Here is a 21813-nt window from a genome sequence, read left to right on the forward strand (position 1 = left end):
GGCAATGCAGAAGCGGATCGCGGAACTGCGCCAGGTGCGGACGTGCAGAGTTATACCCTTTGTCCGACACATGGGCAAAGGGTGGGCCTTTCTCTTCAAAAAAGTGTCTGCCACATCATCGTAAGGGAACTGCTGCCACCTTATTCTTATAGTCCTCCTTCGGATCTGCTCCCAAAAGTGCCTTGACACCTGCCAGGATGGACGACGCGTTCTCCCATATTTGCGCGCCTTCCGGATCCAGACGCAACAGGCGCAACTTCGGGTCGCTCTGGCCATCGAACCACGCGGCGACCATGCTGTTCCAATGCCGTTCAACAGTCGCCGGATCGGTGTCGATGGTAAGTCGGCCGTGGATTGTGGCGAACAGATCATGGCCTTTCGAGACGAAGGCCGCGACGGCACGGCCCCCACCAGAAGTGACGATCTCGTTATCTGTGCTGGTGAAAAACCAGATCGGCCCCCGGTCCCCATCCTCAACGATTGCGGTCATGGGGCGTGTATGGCCATCATCCTTGCCCGCAAGGCCCAGCATCAACACACGATCCGAGCGCAATGCGCTCCAGAGCCTGCGCTCCAGTTCTGCAGCTGTCGACATAACGTCCTCCTATTGCTTTCGGCTGCTGAACTAACCTGAGGCCAGTCTGTTCCCGCTCCTCAGGCCGCGCTTTGGAACATTCGCGTGATCTGCCGGTTCTGACCTGTCGGATGCGCAGTGACGCGCATTGGCAGCCCAGGCCGGCGAGACCCGGCGACCGATGATGCGTTCGCCCTCGTCGGTCTGGAGGCGATAGACGCGGGAGGATTCCTGCGGCAGGCGTTTCCAGATCGGCAGAAGCAAGCCTGTCACCATATGCAGGATGCTGTCGGTGAACTCCGGCACTTCGGCCAGTTCCTCCTTCCAGGCCACGGTGAAGGCGGCACGGTCGGCCTCAAGCCAATGGGTCTCGCCCATCGCCCGCACCGGAATGCTCATCGCCTCCATCGGCCGGATCAGCCGCACGCGCCGTTCGATCTCGCCATCATCCAGCATGACGCTGGTGGTCGGCATCTGCACAGCGGCACGACCGGATCGCTCGTTGATGAGCAGTTTGGCACGCGGATCATCCAGTTCCGCCAGGGCCGCATCGAGCGTGAAGGGCTGATTGCGCTTGCGCTCGGTGAGCGTCAGAAGCCGCGTTTCCGCGCCAGTCCCCGGATGGGTGTGGATCACCTGCCTGTCGGTGACGATGAAGCTTTCGGCCTTCAGCGTTTCCAGCCCCATGTCATAGGTGCCCGATGCAATCGCCCCGTCGATCCGCGCCTGCAGAAGCTGCTCGAAGGCCGAGAACAGGATGCCCTGCAACTCGATGGTCAGCGCCAGCAGGCGGTTGAGGAAGGTGGTGATCGGCGGCAGTTCATCCTTCACACCGTTGCTGTCCATCAGACTCAGCCCGGTGGCGGATTCAAACCGTTCGAGCGAGCACCCCTCGACCTTGCCGCGCACGATCAGCAGATAGAGCTGGCGCAACGCGTCGCGGGCATAGGCGGATTCCAGATTGTCCTCGGGACGGAACAGCCCCTGACCGCCGGTCTGACGCTGGCCGCGGGTGATCGCGCCCAGGGTGTCGAGGCGGCGGGCGATAGTCGAGAGGAAGCGCTTCTCGGCTTTGACATCGGTGGCGATGGGTCGGAACAGCGGCGGCTGCGCCTGATTGGTCCGGTTGGTACGGCCCAGCCCTTGGATGGCGGCATCGGCCTTCCAGCCCGGTTCCAGCAGGTAATGCACCCGCAGCCGCTGGTTTCGCGCAGAGAGTTCGGCGTGATAGCTGCGTCCCGTGCCACCGGCATCCGAGAAGACCAGAATGCGCTTCTGGTCATCCATGAAGGCCGACGTCTCGGCAAGGTTGGCAGAAGGCGCACGGTTCTCGACCGCAAGACGTGCCAATGCCCCATCGCCCTTGCGCACGATCCGGCGCGAACGGCCTGTGACTTCGGCGACCATATCCGTGCCGAAACGCTGCACGATCTGGTCGAGCGCACCGGGGACAGGCGGAAGCGAACCAAGCTGCTCCAGCATCTCGTCGCGCCGCGCCACGGCTTCGCGGCATTCCACCGGCTGACCATCGCGGAAGACGGGGCGTGACGAGAGGTTCCCCTCGCCATCTGTGAAGGGTTCATAGAGCTGCACCGGGAAGGAATGCTGCAAATACGAGCCGACATAATATGCCGCGTCCGCGTTATGCAGAGCGCGGCGCTTCAACTCGTTGATATGCTGTTTCATTTTGGGATCTCCGCTTGGCATAATCATGATGCCTCTGCTCTCAACCGCAGAAGGACACCCCGATATGACCTCCCCCTCCAACTCTCACCCCGGCGGCACGACAGCCGCCGGTCGCGGAGGCGCACTTACAGCGTGACCGTTTGACCGTTAAGGTCGTGGGGAGGGGACAAATCGACGGAAATCACAGGTGGTAGATAAGAGCAGCACGGCAGCAGAATTGGCGCGCGTTCGGGCGCGACTGACCGATCTGGAGGTAGAGCAACGTCAGCTTCTGCAGGAACTTTCGGCGCTGGAGGCCCGACAGGCCGCAGAAACAGCGGCCCAAGCCAAACGTCCTTCATTCGAAAATGCCCCCGTCACAAACATGTCGACGTCGGGCGAAAAGGTAGAACTGTTCCGCAACCTGTTTGCTGGCCGCCCGGAGGTGTTCCCGGTGCGATGGGAAAACCGCAAGACCGGGCGCGCGGGGTATTCGCCCGCCTGTTTCAATGAATGGGTGAAGGGCATATGCGGAAAGCCAACCGTCAAATGCGGGGACTGCAAGCATCAGCGGTTCATTCCTCCCGACGCCAGTGTCATTGAACGGCACCTACGGGGAGGCGACGGCCCTTCACCGGACTTCGTGGCGGGCGTTTACCCGTTGTTGCGGGACGACACCTGTTGGTTCCTTGCCGCAGATTTTGACAAGGCGACCTGGGCAGAGGACGCCGGTGCCCTCCTTGAAACTTGTCGGGCGAAGGGTGTGCCTGCCGCTCTGGAGCGATCTCGATCGGGCAATGGCGCCCATGTCTGGGTCTTCTTCGCCGAACCGGTGTCGGCACGGGTTGCCCGGCAACTCGGATCGGCGCTGATCACCGAGACGATGGAGAAGCGGCCGGAGATCGGATTTGCTTCCTATGACCGCCTCTTCCCGAACCAGGACACGATGCCCATTGGCGGCTTCGGAAACCTGATCGCCCTGCCGCTGCAGCACAGCGCGCGGAAGGCCGGCAACAGCGTCTTCCTCGATTCGGATCTCCAGCCGTACGACGACCAATGGGCGTTTCTGTCGACGCTGCCGAGAATGTCGGCGGAGGCGGTAACCAGCATTGTTGCAGCCGCAGAGGTATCTGGTCAGGTGCTGGCTATCCGGATGCCGGTTGATGATGAAAATGCTGACGAGCCCTGGAAAATGTCACCGTCGCGCCGCCCGAAGGCGAAACCTGAGGATGTGGCAATCCCGAGCACCGTCAAGGTGACCGTAGCCGATCAGATCTACATCGACCGGACCGGGCTGCCCTCTGCGATGATTGCCCAATTAGTACGCGTCGCAGCGTTCCAGAACCCCGAGTTCTATCGGGCACAGGCGATGCGGCTGCCCACATTCGGAAAGCCTCGCGTGGTCTCCTGCGCCGAACTGCATCCACAACATATCGCATTGCCTCGGGGCTGCTTTGATGAAGCGGTCGAAGTCCTCGCTGAGCACGGCGCAAAGTTGGCGGTGGACGACCAGCGTAGCGAGGGAGCCCCGCTGCCCGAGACGGTCCGGTTCCTTGGCGAGCTTCGGCCGCAGCAACAGCGCGCCTTCGATGCCCTCACCGCGCACGATACTGGCGTGTTGGCCGCGACCACGGCCTTCGGCAAAACCGTTGTCGCTTCCGCCCTGATCAGGCATCGTGCCCGAAACACGCTGGTTCTGGTGCACCGTCGGGAACTTCTCGACCAGTGGGTCGAGCGGCTGAAGACCTTCCTCCAAATCGACCCCAAGCAGATCGGTGCAATTGGCGGCGGAAAGCGGAAACCGACTGGCGTGGTCGACGTGGCGCTGATCCAGAGCCTGGTCAGAAACGGCGAAGTCGACGACATCGTGGCAGATTATGGTCAGCTCATCGTTGACGAATGCCACCACCTGTCCGCCGCAAGTTTTGAACTCGTCGCGCGGAGGTCGAAGGCGCGATATGTTGTCGGCCTGTCTGCGACCGTCGCCCGAAAAGATGGGCATCATCCCATTATCTTCATGCAATGCGGTCCCGTCCGGCATCAGGTGCATGCCAGATCACAGGCTGCTGAGAGCGGCATTCGTCATCGGGCACGCGAGCGTCACACACGATTCAAACTGCCTGAAGTGCTGGCGATGGCCGAACGACCGTCGATGCCCGCGATCTACGCCGCGCTGGCAGACGACGCTGGTCGGAACGATCAGATCTTTGATGACGTGCTGAAATCGCTCGAGGCGAAGCGCTCCCCGATCGTTTTGACTGAACGCAAAGACCATCTGGATTATCTGCACCAGCGGTTCTCGAAATTTGCGAAGAACCTGGTCGTGCTGCGGGGTGGCATGTCGGCGAAGGACCGGAAATCTGCCGCCGCCGCACTGAATGTCCCCGATGACGAGGAGCGGTTGATCCTGGCAACGGGACGCTACATTGGGGAGGGCTTTGACGACCCTCGGCTCGACACCTTGTTCCTGACGATGCCGATCGCGTGGAAGGGCACGCTGGCGCAGTATGTTGGCCGTCTACACCGACAGCATGACGGCAAGAAGGATGTGCTGGTCGTGGATTACGTCGACAGTGCCGTCCCTGTTCTCGCCAGAATGGCCACAAAGCGTCGAACTGGATACCGCGCCCTCGGCTATGTAATGGAATAGCCGCGCCCCACCTTGGGGGGCGCGGCTGATGCTCGCATGGTGTGCCTGGAGCGCTGAACCGTTCAATATCCACTATCGCGGCTTCGCGCCGGTTGCGGTAGCGAGGATCGCCATCAATTTGTCCGAGGGCGGCCGAAACTTACCCGGCATGATCAGCGGGGCGTGGTGGGCGTCGAGAAGGGCAAGCTTCTCAGTCGGGTCCGCGCGCAGATACATCTCGGTCGTCTGGAGGCTTGCATGACCCAGCCAAAGGGCGACTTTGCGGACATCGCCTGTGGCCTGCAGCGTGTGCATGGCGCAGCTGTGCCGCAGCACATGCGGCGTCACGTGCTTGTCGGCAATCGAAGGGGCAACACGTTTTGCCACTGCAACATGTTGACGGAGCCGGTAGGCGAAACCATCCCGTGTCATCGGGTCGCCATCGCGGTTCAGAAACAGTTCCGGCCCGAGATCAACAGGACGAACCGACAACCAGGCGCGTATGGCTACTTGCGTCTCCTTCCAGAGCGGCAGCACACGTTCCCGACGCCCCTTTCCGAGTACCCGGATCGTGGTGAACGATCCCCGCGGAAAGTCATCCATGCGGATGGCGAGCAGTTCGGATGCCCGCAAACCTGCGGCATAGGCCAGATGAAGCATTGCCCGGTCGCGCAGCCCTGTCGGCGTTCGGTCGTCCGGTGCGGCAAGCAATGCGCGCACCTCCTCTTTCGTCAGATAGTCGATCAGCTTTGCATCCGTGCGCTTCACGGGTAGCGCCCTGATCATCATCGCCTGCTCAAGGCAGGCAGGACGCCGTGGCTCAAGAAAGCGGAAAAACGCTTTTATCGCTGCCAGCCGAGCATTGCGGGACCGAGCGGAATTGGCGCGGCCCTCTTCGATATGCTCGAGGAAGGCCCTGATCAGCCCGACGTCGAGGTCCTCTATCGCAAGGTCTGACGGCTGCCGCTGAAGGCGTGTGGCCGCAAACCGCAGCAGAAGGGTGAACGCGTGGGCATAGGCGGCGATTGTATGTCGGCTGGCTCCGCGCTCGTCGGGTAGGTGCTTTTGCAGGAAAGCCGACAGGTCCGGCGCGAGCGGAGTCATGCTGCACCCCCGATCCAGGTCTCTTCCGCCTGCGTCGCGATGATTTGCAGCAATACGGGCGTGGCCTCGAGGTACCAATAGGTATTGTTGATATCGACATGGCCGAGATAAGTACTCAGTGCCCGCATGTGCCGCAGAACTGACTTCGGATCGTTCCCGCAGGTCTCCAGGGACCGGACCGCGAAGGTGTGGCGCAAATCGTGTAGCCGGGGGCCTGGACCTGTCGGACTACGATACCCCAGTTTGCGCACGATCCTAACGAAGACCACGTGTGCCCTCGTCGCCGTCGGTGCGTGACCGTGCCCGAGCACGAAAAGGTCATGACCAGCATCGCGGACGATGCGCCGCCGCTCGAGATAGCGCTCCAACGCTGCACGGGTCGAGGAATGAAGAGGAACCTGGCGGCTCTTGCCGAATTTGCCCTTGCGGATCATCAGACCGTCTTCCGTCAGGTCATCGCAACGCAGGGACAATGCTTCTGAGATGCGCAGACCTGTTGAGGCCAGCAATCCGAACAGCGTGTGATAGGTATGAGGGCTGATTGGGGACAGTCCTGGAACCTGCAGCGCCTCGGCCAGGATGCCATTGATCTGGTCCTGCGACAGAATGTGGGGAGCGGGTCGGCGGCGTCTTGACCGACCGAATAATCCCGCGACTGGAACCTCATGCTGCACGTCCTCTGCATGCAGGAACATCGCGAAGGCGCGAGCCTGATCATATCGGTCTTTCGCTGAATTGGGCGTAGCCGCGCTGCCCGCCCACTCGAGGATTAGTGCCGCGGTTACATGCAGATCAGACCGGTCAGCAGCAAAAGCGGCGAACTCGCGCAAGGACTTCTCGTGTTTGGTAAACCTCTTCCCGAGGGCGCGGTGCAGGTTGATGTAGCGGTCGACATGACGATGCATCATGCTGCGCACCCCGGCCAAGGCTGGGCCACAGATCCCAGCATGTCGATATCGACCTTGGCGTAGATTGCGGTTGTGTCGCGAGAAGCATGGCGCAGCGCGGCCCCGATCTGATCCAGTTCCGCCCCACTGCGCAGCCAAGTCGAAGCCAGCGAATGTCGAAACACATGCGCGCCGGTCGGCAGACCGACGAGGCCGGCGCGGGATAGGACGCGAGAGACGATACCGGCGATCTCTGCCGATGAGCGAAAGGGGGTGAAAGGGGCTTGGACGCGCAAGAAGACCCGATCGGATGCAACCATCGGGCGTGCGTTCTCGATATAGGCGAGCAGCGCGTCGCCGACGTCCTGCGGCAAAGGCATGAACATCCCGCGTCGGCTTTTACCGTGCAATCGCAATCTGCTCGCGCGCCAGTCGATGTCGGTGAGGCGGAGTTTCCAGATATCGCCAGCCCGCAGGGCCATCCGCGCGAGAAGCAGGATGATGGCGCGGTCCCGCACCTCAACGGCTGTGCCTGTGCCGCAGGACGCGACGATCTCTTCAATGGTCGAAGCCGGGATCGTCTTTGGGACGTCGGAAAGCCTGCGTCGCACCCCTGACGGCACTGCATGAAGCAGCGACGGGGCACAATGTCCCTGGCCGATCATGAAACGCAAAAATGTGCGCAATACTGTTATCGTCATGCGGACTGACGATCGGGAGCGGTCCTCGCCTTGATCCAGAACGATTAAGCGGACGGCTGTCGCGGTGAACGCCTGCGGTTCCGATCCAAGCTTCATCAGCCAGCGGCCCAACTCTTGCTGATAGCGCCGGATCGTCTCGGACGTGGCACCGCGCTCTCGGCGCATCCAAGTGGCAAAATCAGCGAGGCGTGGATCGGCTAAGACTTCAGTGGCCTTCGCCACCGGGATCAATCCTTCTGCTCTGAGGAAAGCCACGAAGGCACGCGCACCACGGCAGCGATCCTTCGTACCGGTGCCTTCGACCCGCTTGCCGCGTTTGGTCTTGATCCCACATTGGCAGTCGTGATGGGCAAACTGCGCGATTAGATCGTCATCGATATGGATGGCCGGGATACGTCGCTGCAGAGCCCATTCCGCAAAATGCCGCGCCTGGCTCATGCGGGAGCTGAAGGTGACCTTACTGTAGCCTTGGCCAACAAGGTTCGCTGAAAAGCCGGCCAAATGCGGGCCAAGCCGGGCAACCTCGTCCGGAATGGACACATGGCCGGTGTCTTCCAGATAGCGAAGAAACCTCCGGGCCTCGGTGATGTAACTCGGGTCGCGCAACTGCGCGGCGCTATAGCGGCCGCACCGGCAGCGGTGCCGCGCAAAACGATCGATAGTCGCCACATCAAGTTCGGTGATCTTGATTTGTCGATCTGTGACCCACCTCAGAAAATGCCGGGCCGCGCTGAGGGCGCCTGCGGACAAGTTTGGATTATCCGCAAGATAACCGGAAACAAGTGCTTGGCCGGTAACAGCTCCGGCGGCTGTCGTGCCGCCGGGGTGAGAGTTGGAGGGGGAGGTCATATCGGGGTGTCCTTCTGCGGTTGAGAGCAGAGGCATCATGATTATGCCAAGCGGAGATCCCAAAATGAAACAGCATATCAACGAGTTGAAGCGCCGCGCTCTGCATAACGCGGACGCGGCATATTATGTCATGAGCTACCTGCAACATTCCTTCCCGGTGCAGCTCTATGAGCCCTTCAGCGATGGCGAGGGCAACGTCAGCTCGCGGCCCGTGTTTCGGGATGGCCAACCCGTCGAGAGCCGCGAGGCGGTCTCCCGGCGCGATGCCATGATCGAACATCTGGCTGGACTGCCGCCGGTGCCGGGGGCACTCGATCAGATCATCCAGCATTTTGGCACCGACACGGTGGCGGAGGTCACGGGGCGTTCGCGGCGGATCGTTCGCAAGGGCGAAGGCCCGGCGGCGCGTTTGGCGGTCGAGAACCGCGCACCCTCGGCCAACCTCGCCGAGACTCAGGCCTTCATGGATGACGGTAAGCGCATTCTTGTCTTCTCAGATGCGGGCGGCACCGGGCGGAGCTATCACGCCGAGCTCTCGGCGCGGAACCAGCGTCTGCGCGTGCATTACCTGCTGGAACCGGGTTGGAAGGCAGATACCGCCATTCAGGGTCTCGGGCGAACGAACCGCACGAACCAGGCGCAGCCGCCCCTGTTCCGGCCGATTGCCACCGATGTGAAGGCCGAAAAGCGCTTCCTCAGCACCATCGCGCGCCGCCTCGACACGCTCGGAGCCATCACCCGCGGACAGCGCCAGACCGGCGGGCAGGGGCTGTTCCGCCCCGAGGACAATTTGGAAAGCCCCTATGCCCGGGCGGCCTTGCGCCAGCTCTACCTCCTGCTGGTGCGCGGCAAGGTGGATGGGTGTTCGCTCGAGCGGTTTGAATCCGCCACCGGCCTGAAGCTGATGGATTCAAACGGCATCAAGGATGAGCTGCCGCCGATCACCACCTTCCTGAACCGGCTGCTGGCGCTGACTATTGAATTGCAGGGCATCCTCTTCACAGCTTTCGAGCAGTTGCTGGAGGCGAAGGTCGAGGGCGCAATGGCAGCCGGGATCTATGATCTGGGCCTCGAGACGCTGAAGGCCGAGAGCTTCACCGTCACCGACCGTCAGGTGATCTACACCCATCCCGGCACCGGGGCCGAGACCCGCCTTCTGACCATTACCGAACGACGGCGCAATACGCCGCTGCTGGTTGATGCCGCGCTCGACGAGTTGGATGACCCGCGCGCGGTCCTGTTGGTCAACAGCCGCTCCGGTCGCGCAGCCGTGCAGGTGCCAACCAGCTCGATCATGCTTGACGATGGCGAGATCGAACGCCGAGTACGCTTGATCCGGCCAATGGAAGCCTTCAGCATGTCCATCAGGATGATGAGTGACACGCTTTGGGTTGAGACCGACAAGAAGACCTTCGCGGCCGCCTGGCGCGCGGAGGTTGCCGATGTGCCGGAGTTCTCAGATGCCACGCTGCATGTGGTCTCGGGGCTGCTTCTGCCAGTCTGGAAGCGCCTGCCGCAGGATGAGACCCGCGTCTATCGCCTGCAGACCGATGACGGCGAGCGGATCATCGGCCGCCGGGTCTCGCCCGCCTGGGCCACGAACGCCACCACGAGCGGCGCGGCCAGCCTGACGCCGGAGCAGGCCTATGCGGCATTGCTCGACGGACGGACCGTCCTCGATCTTGCCGAGGGCCTGCAACTGCGCCGGTCACGCATAATGGGCGCGAACCGGATCGAACTGACCGGCTTTTCGGAAGCGATGCGGGAGCGGCTTCGGGCCTGGGGGCTCTTCAGCGAGATTATCTCCTGGAAGCTGCGCTTCTTCGTGCCGGTGGGTGCGAATGGCACCGACATCCTTGGCAAGCTGCTGGCGGTCTATCCGATAAGCCGTATCACCGAGCGCGAGGCGGCATGATGACTTATCCCGCCAGCGCTTTCCGCAGCGCCGCGGTGACGAAGGCGCTCTTATTGCCGACCTCGTTCAACTTCGCGGCGATATCGGCGTCGATCATCAGGTTCATGCGAACCTTCTTGTCTCCCGGCAGCAATGCCGGGCGTCCACGCCGGGCTGTGGCGAAGAAGCTGTCACCGAGATCGTCGACCTCGCCATCGCTGTCGATCAGGGGTCTATCCTTGTTCATAGCGCTTCCTTTCCCTTGCGTTGGCTTTGCGCAGGCTGATCACCCGCAGCGCCTTGCCGCGCATGCACCAGGCCACCACGCAAAGCCGGTCCTGGATTGGGACAAGGCTGACGAAACGGCGCTCGCCATATTCCTCCCGCAGATCCTCGGCGGTCAGGGCATCGTCCCAACGCGCAGCGGCAACATCGGCAAAGTCGAGGCCCCGCTCCTGCAGAGTGCGCGCGCGTTTGTCTTCGTCCCAGTCCAGGTCCATGCGCTCAAGATAGGGCAACTTGCCTCGCGGCGCAATAAAAGTGTGTATGATTATTCTTGGCAGGAGTCGGCGTAATGGCTCGCATCGATGCCGCCGATCTGTCGCGACGTCTCGGCCAACAGGCCGAGGCGGTGTGTCGGCACTACCTTTCAAATGGCCGCAAGCAGGGCAACTATTGGCAGGTTGGTGATGTGCGCAATGAACCGGGGCGGTCGATGTTCGTCCGCCTCACCGGTCCAGCCTCTGGCAAGGGCGCAGCTGGTAAATGGACTGACGGTCAGAGCGGGGAGCATGGCGATCTGCTCGATGTGATCCGCGAAACCCTTCGCCTCAGCGACTTCGCCGATGTGGCCGAGGAGGCCCGGCGTTTCCTCAGCCTGCCACAGTTGGAACCGGCACCGGAGGCGAAGAAACGCAAGTCGGTACCAGCTCCTTCCGGATCACCTGACGCTGCAGAACGGCTCTGGCGCAGGTCGAGGTCCATCCGGGGCACGCTGGCCGGCACCTATCTGCGCAAGCGTGGCCTGACGGATATGCGCGACACCGACAGCCTTCGCTTCCACCCCGACTGCTACTACCGTCCGGAAGGCGAGGGTCCGACCGAGACCTGGCCCGCACTGATCGGCAAGATCACCGACCGCGAAGGCAAGCTCACCGGCGTCCACCGCACCTGGCTCACCCGCGATGGCAGCGGGAAAGCGCCTCTCGGGTCCCCGCGCAAGGCGATGGGGGATTTGCTCGGCAACGCGGTTCGGTTTGGTCAGGCGCAAGATGTCATGGCGGCAGGAGAGGGCATCGAGACCGTGCTCTCGCTGCGCCAGATCTTGCCAAAGATGCCGATGGTCGCGGCTCTCTCGGCGGGACATCTCGCAGCCATCCTGTTCCCGGCAGATCTGCGCAGGCTCTATATCATCCGCGACAATGATCCCGCCGGCGACGGCGCGCGGGACAGCCTGATCGCCCGGGCACACGAGGTCGGGATCGAGGCCATTACGCTCTCGCCCATGCTGGGAGATTTCAACGACGATCTCATGGAACCGGGTCTGGAGGCACTGCGGGCGCAGGTCCGGGGGCAACTCGCCCCTGAGGACGTCAGCCGCTTCATGACCCTTCGCTGATCCGCCGGGAACGGGGAGGGTGATCGGGCAGGCGTGCTCCTGCCCGGGCAAACAGAGGGAGCAAACTCCTGCGGCAGGAGGACCGCGCCGAGGCCTTCTCAGAGGGCGAGCGGCCCACAAACGCTCCGGCCCGGCAATGGCGGCGCCCGACTGATTTCCGTCGGCGGGGCAAGCCCCGCCTTTACATCGCGAAGCAAATCAGCCGGGCTTTGCCATCAAGGCCCGCGGGTGCGCGGGCTGCCCGGCCGGATCGCCCGTGGGCTTGTCGTCGCCAGAAGGCCGCGACGGTCGCGGTCCAAGCCGAAGGATGCATCCCATGTATGCCCAGGATCAGTTCGAGCCCGATCACACCATCTCCCCGACCGGCCATATCATCGAGGACATGCAGCTCTATGGCTATCGTCCCGCCGAGGGCGAGGCAGATCCCCGGCCCACCCCCGAAGACCAGGCCATCCAGACCGCGGTCTCCGACATCTTCGACGCCCTTATCTCCACCATGGCCGATACCAGCCTCGATTTCGACCTCGACGAGATCCTCTGGTCGACAGTCAATACCTTCCACCGCGCCGCCGAGCGGATCGAGCGCAAACTGGATGACAACGAGCAGGCGCAGAAGCGCCTTCAGCGCGAACAGGATGGCAGCGAGGTCAAATCCGTCCAACTCGAGAGCCTGATCGGCATCGGCGGCAATCTCATCGAGCGCCGCGAGAGCCTGGAACTCTTCCGCGAAACCGCCGCCGACATCTTCCTGCGCGTGACCGGCACCCATTGGGCGCCGCGTTCGGGATCACGCACCAACCACCGCCATCTGACGGCAGCGATGATCGACAGCCGCGATTTTCTCGCCGCAAAGAAGATCGCGGAGACCGAGATGCTGGTGCCGCCGGGGCCGAAAGTTGCCTTCTCGGGCGGCGATACCACCGATCACCGCACGATCTGGGACCGTCTCGATCAGATTCACGCCAAACATCCGGATATGGTCCTGATGCATGGTGGCAGCCCGAAGGGCGCCGAGCGCATTGCCGCCACCTGGGCCAGCAACCGCAAGGTGCCGCAGGTCGCCTTCAAGCCGGACTGGACCAGGCACGCCAAGGCCGCGCCCTTCAAACGCAATGACCAGATGCTCGATTGCCTGCCGATCGGTGTCATCATTTTCCCCGGCACCGGCATCCAGGAGAACCTCGCCGACAAGGCCCGCAAGATGGGCATCCCGGTCTACCGCATGGCGAAGGGTGGCGCGTAACAGGCTGTGTGAAAACCCACTGGCGTGCCGCTATGATCGGCGCGCTTTTGTCGTGATATCCTTCTGAAATTAATGTATAATTGTCTTAATTCGGCAGCAGGGATAGCCATGGCGTACATTGCATCAGACAGCAGGTATCAGGCGACCCTTTTCCCCGCGACTGTCGAGGAATACGTGTCGACTGACGCGCCTGTTCGCATAATCGATGCTTTTGTCGATAGCCTTGATTTTGTCGCGCTTGGCTTTGAGCGCGCGAGGTCCGCTAACACGGGCAGGCCAGGCTATGACCCCAGGGATCTGCTGAAGCTGTATGTGTATGGATATCTGAATGAGGTTCGGTCGTCGCGACGACTGGAACGTGAGTGTCACCGTAACCTGGAGGTCCTCTGGCTGATGCGGCGGTTGGCCCCTGATCACAAAACCATCGCCGACTTCAGACGGGATAACGGCCTCGCGATAGTAGGGGCATGCCGCGCCTTCGTACTGTTCTGCCGTGACCAGGGCCTTTTCTCTGCACGCCTCATTGCGATTGACGGATCCAAGTTTCGCGCGGCAGCCAGCACACTCCGTATCATGGACCGAAAGCGCATCATCGCTGAAGCGGAGCAACTCGACGCGCAGGCGGCCAAGTACCTTGCCGACTTGGACAACGCAGACTTGGGCGAACCAGGAGACGAAGGCAACGCGACAATGAAAGCGCTCGCGGAACTGGAGAAGCGCCGGGCTGAACTGGGCCGGATGCACGCACATCTTGAGCAGGATGGCCGCAACCTTGTCGTCGACGGAGAGCCGGACGCTCGACCAATGGGGTTCGGTCGGGGTGGAAAACCACCATCCTACAATGTTCAGACCGCAGTCGACGCCGATACCGGCTTCATCATTCACCACGTCGTGACCGATGAAGTGAACGACCAGCGCATGCTCTATCCGGTCGCCAAAGCCACACGTGATTTGCTCGAATGTTCCGAACTCATGGTTATCGCAGACACCGGGTATTCCAGTGGAAATGATGCCGCAGCCTGTGAGGCCGACGGAATAATTGCCTGCGTTCCCGTGCGACCAGTCTTCAACGGTCGTGGCGACGGCACCTTATACGAGCGTACCGAGTTCCTATACGATGCGGAAAAGGATCAATACATTTGTCCGATCGGGCGTCCGCTGGCGCGCAAGGGCGGGATCAGCCGGAACTCATACAACTACAAATCCCGGGACTGTTCCGGCTGCGATCTGAAGTCACGCTGCACGCAGTCTGAGGTCCGCTGGGTTACTCGACATAAGCACGAGGATGCTCTGGAGAGGATGAGGTCGCGGATCGAGGCAGATCCGACGCTGATGCGTCAAAGACGTTGCTCTGTTGAGCATCCTTTTGGGACCATCAAAAGGATGATGGGCGGCAGATTCCTCACTCGAGGCATCCGGGGAACCCAAGCGGAAATGGCGCTATCTGTCCTAGCATACAACATGATCCGCGGCATGAGTCTGCGGATGTCGACAGGCTGACGATCATTGCTGAGCCTCAAAAGCGCGCCGTTCGTAGCGGCGCGCCAGTGGGTTTTCACACAGCCTGGTAAGCGCGACCCCAACCTGTCCACAATCTCAGCACGGTGCGCCAGATTCTTGAAAATTCCGCTGGAAACAGCGGCGACCGTGAACCGGGTCTGTGGAAACCATAAACCTTGTCCAGGTCTCGCTATACCCGCTAGGCAGCAAGTATTTCGCATCCATTTCGCTATCGAAAGATCAACTGCTGCTCTACTCCCGCGAGCAGCCTCCATGCGCCGACAGTCAGATCCTCGGGCAAGTGTAATTGCCCCAATCTTTCGCGATGTAGCGCCTCAACATGGTTCCCGCAGGCTGCAAACATGCGGCGCACCTGATGGTATCGTCCCTCGGTAATCGTCAGATATGCTTCGGTCGGTGAGACGACCTTCAGCACTGCGGGGTCCAGCGGTTTCGTCTCACCCTTCAGCATCAGGGTACCAGAGGCGAACAGCTCCACCTCATCCCCATTCAGGGGGCGGGAAAGGGTCGCGCGATAGGTCTTACTGACCTTCCGTTTCGGGCTGGAGACGTAGTGCAGGAACTGGCCTTCGTCGGTCAGCAGCAACAGGCCAGAGGTTTCCTTGTCGAGCCTGCCGACAGTCGAAATCGCCGGATCCCGCCGTTGCCAGCGGATCGGGAGCAGATCGTAAACCAGTGGACCGGCATCGCTGTGCGAGCATGTCACACCGGCGGGCTTGTTCAGGAGGATCACCAGTCCTGCAACGGGATCAAGCTGTTCCCCGCCCACGGTCATGCGCCTGGGCAGCTCCGCCGTGACCGTAATACGCCGCGTCACGTCATTGACCTTCTCGCCGTCCAATATGATGCTGCCCGCTTGCGCCAGCCCGCCGATCTCGCGGCGCGATCCATAGCCCATCGAGGACAGCAACTTGTCGATACGGGCGTTTACCGCTTTCGACATGACGCAGCCCTCCGATCTGGTTGGATGGTGGGTGGGATGCGGTTCGTCATGCCGTCCCCTCAACCAATGGCTTCAGGCTTATGCCCTTCTCACGCAGGGCGGCGTCGATCCGGCTGAATACCTCGTTGCGGCAGGCCATCTCGCGGTCATGCTGGGGAACCCAGTATTTCACGCGATAGGTGATGCCTTGAGGCGCGAACATCGCCACCTGTACTTCAGGCGATTTGCCGGTGGCGATGGTCTCCGCGCCGACAAGCGCTTCCGTTATCAGTATCCGCGCCTCTGCGACTGGAAGCGTGGCCGGGAGCGTCAGTTCGGCATGGTCGCGATACTCTGGCCGAGGGGCGCTGTAGTTTGTGATCCTCTGGCGGGAAATCTGGCTGTTGGGCAGGATCACATGGGTGCTGTCGCGGGTAATCAGCCTTGTGCTGCGCCAGCCGATCTCCTGAACCCGCCCCTGCGCCAGCCCATCGATCGCAACCCAGTCGCCGATACGGAACGGTGCCTCGAGCCCAAGCGCGAGGCCCGAGAATGTGTCGGCGACCACATTGCGAATGGCAAATCCCAGCACCGCCAGCAGAAGGCCGGAGCCGGTCAGGATCCCCGACAGATCCTGGCGGAAGAACAGCGACAGGCTGGCCAGCGTGGCTGCGGCAAAGAGGGCGAGGCGAAGCAGGTCCAGCGCGACTTTCGGCACGGGGCGTCGGCCCTTCCGTCGTCGTGTCAGGCGCGCGGACGAAATGGCATGCAGAAGATGCGCGCCAAGGAACAATACGCCCGAAAACGCGGTGTTGCGCAACGGCTCCCACCATGCCGCGCCACCCTCGACCATGGCAGGCAGGGCTTCGCCGAAAAGCGCGAACAACAGCAGTGCCAGCAATGCTCCGATCTGATGTTTAGGGATGTCGGGCCAGATCATTCGCCGTCTCGGTGCATCGGCCGCCTGCGCATCTCTGGTTTGGGGCGCGTTCGCGTCTGATCCAGAGGCATGCGCGAAAACGGATTCAGGCAGATCGGGCAGCGGTGTGCTGCGGCGCGTGGGACTTCCTCGCCGCAGGCATGGCACTGGGCGGGCAAGAGATTGCGATACATGGGACTATCCTTTTGGCGGGACATTGAAACAGGGCATCCTCCCCGGTCCCTGTCGCCCGCCGAAAGGCAGGGGCTAACAGGGCCGGGGCGGAACATGCGCCTGTTCGGCGCGCAGGATCGCTGGCATGGGACGTGACCTGTTCATGGAGAAACCTTCATCAGGCGGCACCGCGTGGCAGAGCCTGAGTGTGATATGGATCTTTATAAAAATATTTCAATAGGTTGGCTTCTGTCGTGTCCGCGACGTTCGGCCCTCTGCCGGAGAGGCTTTTCGGGGCGGAAAGATCGAGAGCCAGCAACAACAGCGGCTTTCTCCGGCCGCGTTGCCTGTTTCACCGTGATCGGATTGTCGTAAAAGACGGCAGGATGATTTTCTCGACAGGGGGCTCAGCATGACGATTGCACTTTGGCATAGCGATGAAGACCTTGATCGCCTCGATGCGGTGCTTTCGGCTCTTCCCGAAGATAATGATCCGATGATTCTTGCCGAATTCGATGGTTTTTTGCGCGGGTCTCATCACCTGTCCGGAAATGATTTCGCCCTCGGTCTGGCTTGCCAAGGTCTGGGGGACTGGCGGCCCGCCGGAGTTCGACAGCGCCGAAGAGCTTCAGGCGGCTCTCGATCTCATCATGGCGCATTACAACCGCGTTGCCGGAATGCTGATGATCCCGGGGGTGTATTTCCCTGTCCTCGACGAGGATCAGCGCAACGGGGACATCATCTGGGAGTTCTGGATGATGGGTTTCGTCGCGGCGATGCGACTGCGGCCTGACGCCTGGGATCTGATTGAGGACAGCAAGGACCGGCGGGCGAAGAAGGCGCTGGATCTCGCAGGCAAACTCTCGCGTATCTCGACCGGGTTCGCCGAAGGGAAAGGCTGGAAACCCACGAAACTGTCGCGCGAGGCCCATGATCTAATCCCCGATATGGTCGAGGATCTGAACGCCTTCGCCAAGGCGCATACGGCGAAATCCATGCCCGGTCTGCCGCTGGCCGCCAATCTGACTGCTGCGCCCTCAGCTGCATCGAAGCCCGGTCGCAATGATGCGTGCAGCTGCGGTTCAGGGCGCAAGTACAAGAAATGCTGCGGCGCTGTTCACTGATCTCAGCCTTGCGGGAACAGGATCGCGTCAACGTCCATCGCGCCGTTCACGACATGAAGCACTGTCACCTGATCCCCGCGGATCTGGTAGAAGATCAGGTAGCGGCCATGAACGCGGCGCCGGATGCTTTGCGTCTCATAGCGTGGGACAATCGGCCAGGCCTCGGGGAACTCGGCGAGTTCCATGCAGCTTCGGCCGAGTTCACGCACGAAGCTGATAGCGCGTGCGGGATTGTCGCGTGCGATGTAGTCGCCGATGGCTTCCAGATCCGCTTCGGCCTCAGCGGTGATCTCGACGATCATTTCGCAGGTTTGCCCATCGCCTGATACTTGGCCTCAAGCCGCGCGAAGACGTCGCCGGCCGGTTTGAACCGCCCGGCATCAGCATCTGCAAGCCCCCGGCTGAGGGCCTGATCCAGAACGGCAAGGCGCGTTTCGCGCTCCTGGATCAGGCGGATGCCTTCGCGCAGGACCTCGCTCTTGGAATTGTAGCGGCCGGTTTCGACCAGCTTTGTCACAAAGCTCTCCAGCTGTGTTCCCAGATCGGCACTGATCATCGCGGCCTCCGCTATTGCTGGTTTCACAATGCCACGCTTGATAACTGTTATCAATCCTCGTGGCGATCATGGCGCTGCCTTCTTGCCTTTCGTCGGGATTGTTGTCGGATTTTCCCGTCGTCATGGGCGCGCAGGGATCAGTCTTCCCCTCTTTCCGGCCACCTTGGTCGTGAGTTGCGCGGACCAGTGGCACGCTCTGATCTCGCTTCCGGCCCTGTCCCTTTTCCCGGTCGAGCATTTGGGCGGCAGGTGCCGATCAGGTGGCCCGCCCAGTATCCGGTCTGATGCGGTGCGGTGCCCGTGGCTGCAGGTCAGGGGGAAGGGCGCGCACTGACATGTTCGTGGTCTTGGTGATCATCGCCGGTGGTTGCCTGTCGGGTCTTCCTGCCGGTACCTTCAGGATCGCCGCTGTCTCCTGTCTCTCTGGAGGTGACGGGACCGCTCGCATGCGTCCTCTGTCATGGGCTGATCTGGCCGAAGATCAGCGCGCGGGAGCGCGCTTCGACGTCTCGGCGCAACAGCGTCGTTGAACTTTCTTCCCCTGGGCTTCGCCCATTCCTCGCGGAAGACAAGAAAGTCCTGCCTGTGCTGTCAGGGTCCCGGACGGGACTGCGCCGGCCGTCGTCATCGGCCTGTCGATCGCCATCGAGGCCGCAATGGAGCGGGCCCGAACACGAGAGAATGGAGACAGACAATGGCGACCATCGGCACCTTCAAGAAGACCGGCAACGAATACACCGGCGAAATCGTCACCCTGAGCGTACAGGCCAAAGGCGTGCGCATCGTCCCCGACCTGCGGGCCTCGGGCGAGAACGCACCCTCGCACCGGATCCTGGTGGGCCGCGCGGAGATCGGCGCCGCCTGGTCGAAGCGCTCGAACGAGGGGCGGGACTATCTGGGCCTGAAGTTGGACGATCCGAGCTTCGCGCACCCGATCTACGCCAACCTCTTTGACGACGAGGACGGTGAGGGCTCGAGCCTCATCTGGTCGCGCCCCAACAGCCGCCGAGGGGAGTAATCCCCCCAACCAGGGCCCCGGTCGAAAGGCCGGGGCCTTTCATCTTGCCAGCGAGCAATGGCCCTCAGCGCAACTCTTCTGTCACGAACCTGCGCTCGGCCTTGCCGAACCAGGCCGTCTGCGTTTCGCCTGTGTTCCATTCGTAGACCAGGCCAATGATCCTGCCATCGTCCTTGTTGCGCAGCCGGGCGATTGGCCGGGCCTCGATACGGTTGGTGCGGCATGAGCCGCCGCGATGGTCACTGGTCTGCACGTTCATGATACTCGTCTTGACTGTCGTAGAACTTCGCTGGCTGGCGATCTGAACCCTTTACGTAAAGTCGCTTCACGGTTGATTTGCGCGCGCTTTCATCACAACCTGACACAACGGTCGGGGAGCGGCCATGCCGTTACCCTTTTTGGTATCGCTGTTTGTGGACTGCACATTTTCTCGTGCGGGAGGGGTAATGGTTTGGACTATTGTTCCGGAAATGGCCCATTTGGATGCCCGGCTGCGGGCAATTGCACCGATGGGTTATTCAATCGTCATCCATGTGCGCAGTTTGACGCCAGAGCATTATGTCTCCACCTATCCGGAGCGTTGGGTCGAGATTTACACTGAGCGGCAATATGCGATGTTTGATCCGGTCAATCTCTGGGCCAGGACGCATTCAGGTCGCATCAGATGGAGTGAAGTGCCGGTCGAAAAGCTCTCGCCTGCTGGCACTCTGATCATGGATCACGCGCGCGAGTATGGCCTCAACTATGGTTGCGGCATTTCTCGCAGTCGCATTGAAGAATATGGCACGCTCAGCTGCCTGTTTTGCGCCCGCGAGGATCGGGAACTGACCGACGGTGAGCTGGACGAGGTTGAGGGCATATTCAAACAGCTGCTCGCCTCTATCGAGGCGGCAAGACCGCTTTCAGAGATGGAGCGTGCTATCCTTTCTGATCTGGCGAACGGTTTGCCCTATAAGGAAGTCGCGCATCGGCAGGGCGTCAGCACCGAGACCATAAAGAAGCGCCTGGAGCGGATAAGGGAACTGCTCGGGGCGCGGAACTCGGTACAGGCAGTGGCAATCGCTACCAAGCGCGGTCTGATCCTGAACCAGCCAGCGTCAGGGCCTGAATAGCCCGTGCCAGCGTGGGTCAGCAGACACCGTCGGAGTCGTCACTGAGCGATGCGAGGAGAGCATCGATTTCCGCCCAGACCAGCGGCTCCAGTTGACCCCGCACCAATGACCACCGGCTGTCGACCCCCAGAGGGTCCTGATCGGCAAGCAGCCGATCAAAGATGGCGGCGGGCACAGCGACACTGGTCCGGACGGTCCAACTTGCCTGACCCGCCCGCCTGTCGTTGGAGGGGTGGGTATATGATGCCGAGATCGCCCATCTCTTTACCGCTTTCCTCAGGGCGGCCCGGATCACCTGTCGGGGGGCGATACCACAAGAAACCAGTTCTTGTTCCTGGCGCTTCAACGCGTTCACGCGAACGTCGATCTGGATTGAGGCTTTGTCGTCATCTTGTGCCGCATGACCTTCAGATGCAGTGCTGGCGTTCAGCTGCGCCGGCTCACGGGCCTGGGCAACTCTGGGCGGTTGGTCGCTGGCCCCCGCCCACTGCGGGTTCGTCGTGTTCTGCTGGGGCAGACTGAACGCATAGGCCTGATCCGGCCGCGTAACGAGGGGGATGCGCTTTCGAACCATGTCATTCTCAGCCGCTGATGACGGCGTTCAAGATGTCGGTGGCTTCTTCCAGCGCCTCGACAAGCGGGCGCACATGGGGCTTCATCAGCGGGTTGGGGTCGTTCTGTCGTGCAAACGCAATTGCGTGAAGAAGGCCGAGCCGATCCATGTCCTTGAAGGCGTTGCGGTGCATCATAACCGTCTCGATGACCGGAAAGCAGTTGACCGCCTGTGCGATCAGTTCCGCATCGGCCTTGGTGGGTTTCGCGGGCACCATGTTCAGAACCACATGATGGCGGGGCAGGGCGCTCGGGTCGTCCACCCGGGTGAGCAGATGTGCAAACCAGTCTGCGGTCTGGATGCCGACCTTGAAATCCGTCGTCGAGAGCATCACCGGGGTGACGATGTGATCGGCCAGCACCGCGACGCTGTCCGACCAGTCAGCCCCGACACCGGCAGTGTCGATGAAGATCAGATCGGCCAGATCCTCGGCATAGACTCGCTCGATCTCCTGCTCGATGGCGGCAATGCTGAGCGCCCTTGTGCGGGTCAGCAGGGGTGAACTGTACCCGGCACCCTCGGCCCGTTCATACCATGCACCAAGCGCATCAGTCCCGTCCGTGTCCATGAGGGTGACGCGTCGGCCGGCGGCTACAGCGGCGCTGATCAGAGCGCGGCTCAGCGTGGTTTTGCCCGACCCGCCTTTGCGGGCCATGGCGGCGATTACCCGCAAGGAGTCATTCGGCATGG

At 61.7% G+C, this 21813-nt stretch carries 20 protein-coding genes and 2 pseudogenes; 8 read left to right on the forward strand and 14 right to left on the reverse strand.

Going from position 1 to position 21813, the window contains the following annotated elements:
- Positions 1 to 115: 115 nt before the first annotated feature.
- Together DRF71_RS07435 and DRF71_RS07440 are read right to left on the reverse strand one after the other, a co-directional pair.
- The gene (locus DRF71_RS07435; RefSeq protein WP_112309782.1) at positions 116 to 595 is read right to left on the reverse strand and encodes a pyridoxamine 5'-phosphate oxidase family protein; all 480 of its coding nucleotides are present in this window, start codon (positions 593 to 595) and stop codon (positions 116 to 118) included.
- Between the two features lie 123 nt (positions 596 to 718).
- Positions 719 to 2203 (reverse strand): annotated as a pseudogene (locus DRF71_RS07440) (strawberry notch C-terminal domain-containing protein); the annotation flags it as partial.
- A 244-nt stretch (positions 2204 to 2447) separates the two neighbouring features.
- Between DRF71_RS07440 and DRF71_RS07445 the strand changes: the two are divergent.
- Positions 2448 to 4889, forward strand: a complete 2442-nt coding sequence (locus tag DRF71_RS07445; RefSeq protein WP_112309783.1) for a TOTE conflict system archaeo-eukaryotic primase domain-containing protein — start codon at positions 2448 to 2450, stop codon at positions 4887 to 4889.
- A gap of 72 nt (positions 4890 to 4961) precedes the next feature.
- Here the strand turns inward: DRF71_RS07445 and DRF71_RS07450 are convergent, their stop codons facing one another.
- From DRF71_RS07450 to DRF71_RS07460, 3 genes are read right to left on the reverse strand one after another with little or no spacing between them, the layout of a single operon-like run.
- Positions 4962 to 5972 carry a tyrosine-type recombinase/integrase gene (locus tag DRF71_RS07450; RefSeq protein WP_112309784.1) on the reverse strand — a complete coding sequence of 337 codons (1011 nt, stop codon included), beginning with the start codon at positions 5970 to 5972 and terminating at the stop codon, positions 4962 to 4964.
- Entirely contained in the window at positions 5969 to 6880 is a 912-nt protein-coding gene (locus tag DRF71_RS07455; protein WP_112309785.1) for a tyrosine-type recombinase/integrase, read from the reverse strand. Before DRF71_RS07455 ends, DRF71_RS07450 begins: the two co-directional genes overlap by 4 nt.
- On the reverse strand, positions 6877 to 8409 hold the full coding sequence (locus DRF71_RS07460; RefSeq protein ID WP_112309786.1) for a tyrosine-type recombinase/integrase: 1533 nt from the start codon (positions 8407 to 8409) through the stop codon (positions 6877 to 6879). The genes DRF71_RS07455 and DRF71_RS07460 overlap by 4 nt, the downstream gene beginning before the upstream one ends.
- Positions 8410 to 8533: 124 nt before the next feature.
- On the opposite strand from DRF71_RS07460, the pseudogene DRF71_RS07465 reads away from it, so the two are divergent.
- Positions 8534 to 10324 (forward strand): annotated as a pseudogene (locus tag DRF71_RS07465) (strawberry notch C-terminal domain-containing protein); the annotation flags it as partial.
- Positions 10325 to 10328: 4 nt separating this feature from the next.
- On the opposite strand, the gene DRF71_RS07470 reads toward DRF71_RS07465, so the two are convergent.
- A complete protein-coding gene (locus DRF71_RS07470; protein WP_112309787.1) occupies positions 10329 to 10550 on the reverse strand; it encodes a hypothetical protein in 222 nt (73 codons plus the stop codon).
- A complete protein-coding gene (locus DRF71_RS07475; RefSeq protein WP_232831345.1) occupies positions 10537 to 10821 on the reverse strand; it encodes a BrnT family toxin in 285 nt (94 codons plus the stop codon). Before DRF71_RS07475 ends, DRF71_RS07470 begins: the two co-directional genes overlap by 14 nt.
- Positions 10822 to 10877: 56 nt before the next feature.
- Here DRF71_RS07475 and DRF71_RS07480 point away from each other — a divergent pair, with 56 nt between their 5' ends.
- From DRF71_RS07480 to DRF71_RS07490, 3 genes are all read left to right on the forward strand, one after another.
- A complete protein-coding gene (locus DRF71_RS07480; protein ID WP_112309789.1) occupies positions 10878 to 11921 on the forward strand; it encodes a DUF7146 domain-containing protein in 1044 nt (347 codons plus the stop codon).
- Positions 11922 to 12237: 316 nt separating this feature from the next.
- Entirely contained in the window at positions 12238 to 13164 is a 927-nt protein-coding gene (locus DRF71_RS07485) for a DUF2493 domain-containing protein (RefSeq protein ID WP_112309790.1), read from the forward strand.
- Positions 13165 to 13272: 108 nt separating this feature from the next.
- Complete coding sequence (locus tag DRF71_RS07490) at positions 13273 to 14664, forward strand: IS1182 family transposase (protein WP_157970978.1); 1392 nt, start codon at positions 13273 to 13275, stop codon at positions 14662 to 14664.
- A gap of 229 nt (positions 14665 to 14893) precedes the next feature.
- Here DRF71_RS07490 and DRF71_RS07495 read toward each other — a convergent pair whose 3' ends face one another.
- Together DRF71_RS07495 and DRF71_RS07500 are read right to left on the reverse strand one after the other, a co-directional pair.
- Positions 14894 to 15628, reverse strand: a complete 735-nt coding sequence (locus DRF71_RS07495; RefSeq protein ID WP_112309792.1) for a 16S rRNA pseudouridine(516) synthase — start codon at positions 15626 to 15628, stop codon at positions 14894 to 14896.
- Between the two features lie 46 nt (positions 15629 to 15674).
- Positions 15675 to 16547 (reverse strand): mechanosensitive ion channel family protein, encoded by an 873-nt coding sequence (locus tag DRF71_RS07500; protein WP_112309793.1) that lies wholly within the window; start codon positions 16545 to 16547, stop codon positions 15675 to 15677.
- 656 nt (positions 16548 to 17203) lie between these two features.
- Here DRF71_RS07500 and DRF71_RS07505 point away from each other — a divergent pair.
- Positions 17204 to 17824, forward strand: a complete 621-nt coding sequence (locus DRF71_RS07505) for a UPF0149 family protein (RefSeq protein ID WP_157970979.1) — start codon at positions 17204 to 17206, stop codon at positions 17822 to 17824.
- Between the two features lie 2 nt (positions 17825 to 17826).
- On the opposite strand, the gene DRF71_RS07510 is transcribed toward DRF71_RS07505, so the two are convergent.
- Both DRF71_RS07510 and DRF71_RS07515 read right to left on the reverse strand, forming a co-directional pair.
- Positions 17827 to 18126 carry a type II toxin-antitoxin system RelE/ParE family toxin gene (locus DRF71_RS07510; protein ID WP_035714942.1) on the reverse strand — a complete coding sequence of 100 codons (300 nt, stop codon included), beginning with the start codon at positions 18124 to 18126 and terminating at the stop codon, positions 17827 to 17829.
- Complete coding sequence (locus DRF71_RS07515; RefSeq protein ID WP_035714939.1) at positions 18123 to 18380, reverse strand: type II toxin-antitoxin system ParD family antitoxin; 258 nt, start codon at positions 18378 to 18380, stop codon at positions 18123 to 18125. The genes DRF71_RS07510 and DRF71_RS07515 overlap by 4 nt, the downstream gene beginning before the upstream one ends.
- Before the next feature lie 694 nt (positions 18381 to 19074).
- Here DRF71_RS07515 and DRF71_RS07520 point away from each other — a divergent pair.
- The gene (locus DRF71_RS07520) at positions 19075 to 19398 is read left to right on the forward strand and encodes a DUF736 domain-containing protein (protein ID WP_035714938.1); all 324 of its coding nucleotides are present in this window, start codon (positions 19075 to 19077) and stop codon (positions 19396 to 19398) included.
- A 64-nt stretch (positions 19399 to 19462) separates the two neighbouring features.
- Here the strand turns inward: DRF71_RS07520 and DRF71_RS07525 are convergent, their stop codons facing one another.
- Entirely contained in the window at positions 19463 to 19657 is a 195-nt protein-coding gene (locus tag DRF71_RS07525) for a hypothetical protein (protein ID WP_112309795.1), read from the reverse strand.
- A 124-nt stretch (positions 19658 to 19781) separates the two neighbouring features.
- Here DRF71_RS07525 and DRF71_RS07530 point away from each other — a divergent pair, with 124 nt between their 5' ends.
- A complete protein-coding gene (locus DRF71_RS07530) occupies positions 19782 to 20510 on the forward strand; it encodes a helix-turn-helix transcriptional regulator (RefSeq protein ID WP_112309796.1) in 729 nt (242 codons plus the stop codon).
- A gap of 16 nt (positions 20511 to 20526) precedes the next feature.
- Here DRF71_RS07530 and DRF71_RS07535 read toward each other — a convergent pair whose 3' ends face one another.
- Positions 20527 to 21084, reverse strand: a complete 558-nt coding sequence (locus DRF71_RS07535; protein WP_112309797.1) for a hypothetical protein — start codon at positions 21082 to 21084, stop codon at positions 20527 to 20529.
- 7 nt (positions 21085 to 21091) lie between these two features.
- Complete coding sequence (locus DRF71_RS07540; RefSeq protein WP_112309798.1) at positions 21092 to 21811, reverse strand: nucleotide-binding protein; 720 nt, start codon at positions 21809 to 21811, stop codon at positions 21092 to 21094.
- Positions 21812 to 21813: the final 2 nt, after the last annotated feature.

The sequence above is a fragment of the Pseudogemmobacter bohemicus genome (genome assembly GCF_003290025.1).
Classification (GTDB): Bacteria; Pseudomonadota; Alphaproteobacteria; order Rhodobacterales; family Rhodobacteraceae; genus Pseudogemmobacter; species Pseudogemmobacter bohemicus.

Excerpts from the sequence above, each read along its gene's own strand:
- DRF71_RS07515 (WP_035714939.1), bottom strand. The coding sequence starts at position 18,380 with ATGATCAGTGCCGATCTGGGAACACAGCTGGAGAGCTTTGTGACAAAG.
- DRF71_RS07450 (WP_112309784.1), bottom strand. The coding sequence starts at position 5,972 with ATGACTCCGCTCGCGCCGGACCTGTCGGCTTTCCTGCAAAAGCACCTA.
- DRF71_RS07485 (WP_112309790.1), top strand. The coding sequence starts at position 12,238 with ATGTATGCCCAGGATCAGTTCGAGCCCGATCACACCATCTCCCCGACC.
- DRF71_RS07530 (WP_112309796.1), top strand. The coding sequence starts at position 19,782 with ATGCCGTTACCCTTTTTGGTATCGCTGTTTGTGGACTGCACATTTTCT.
- DRF71_RS07455 (WP_112309785.1), bottom strand. The coding sequence starts at position 6,880 with ATGATGCATCGTCATGTCGACCGCTACATCAACCTGCACCGCGCCCTC.
- DRF71_RS07535 (WP_112309797.1), bottom strand. The coding sequence starts at position 21,084 with ATGGTTCGAAAGCGCATCCCCCTCGTTACGCGGCCGGATCAGGCCTAT.
- DRF71_RS07510 (WP_035714942.1), bottom strand. The coding sequence starts at position 18,126 with ATGATCGTCGAGATCACCGCTGAGGCCGAAGCGGATCTGGAAGCCATC.
- DRF71_RS07490 (WP_157970978.1), top strand. The coding sequence starts at position 13,273 with ATGGCGTACATTGCATCAGACAGCAGGTATCAGGCGACCCTTTTCCCC.
- DRF71_RS07470 (WP_112309787.1), bottom strand. The coding sequence starts at position 10,550 with ATGAACAAGGATAGACCCCTGATCGACAGCGATGGCGAGGTCGACGAT.
- DRF71_RS07500 (WP_112309793.1), bottom strand. The coding sequence starts at position 16,547 with ATGATCTGGCCCGACATCCCTAAACATCAGATCGGAGCATTGCTGGCA.
- DRF71_RS07525 (WP_112309795.1), bottom strand. The coding sequence starts at position 19,657 with ATGAACGTGCAGACCAGTGACCATCGCGGCGGCTCATGCCGCACCAAC.
- DRF71_RS07520 (WP_035714938.1), top strand. The coding sequence starts at position 19,075 with ATGGCGACCATCGGCACCTTCAAGAAGACCGGCAACGAATACACCGGC.
- DRF71_RS07460 (WP_112309786.1), bottom strand. The coding sequence starts at position 8,409 with ATGACCTCCCCCTCCAACTCTCACCCCGGCGGCACGACAGCCGCCGGA.
- DRF71_RS07495 (WP_112309792.1), bottom strand. The coding sequence starts at position 15,628 with ATGTCGAAAGCGGTAAACGCCCGTATCGACAAGTTGCTGTCCTCGATG.
- DRF71_RS07435 (WP_112309782.1), bottom strand. The coding sequence starts at position 595 with ATGTCGACAGCTGCAGAACTGGAGCGCAGGCTCTGGAGCGCATTGCGC.
- DRF71_RS07540 (WP_112309798.1), bottom strand. The coding sequence starts at position 21,811 with ATGCCGAATGACTCCTTGCGGGTAATCGCCGCCATGGCCCGCAAAGGC.
- DRF71_RS07480 (WP_112309789.1), top strand. The coding sequence starts at position 10,878 with ATGGCTCGCATCGATGCCGCCGATCTGTCGCGACGTCTCGGCCAACAG.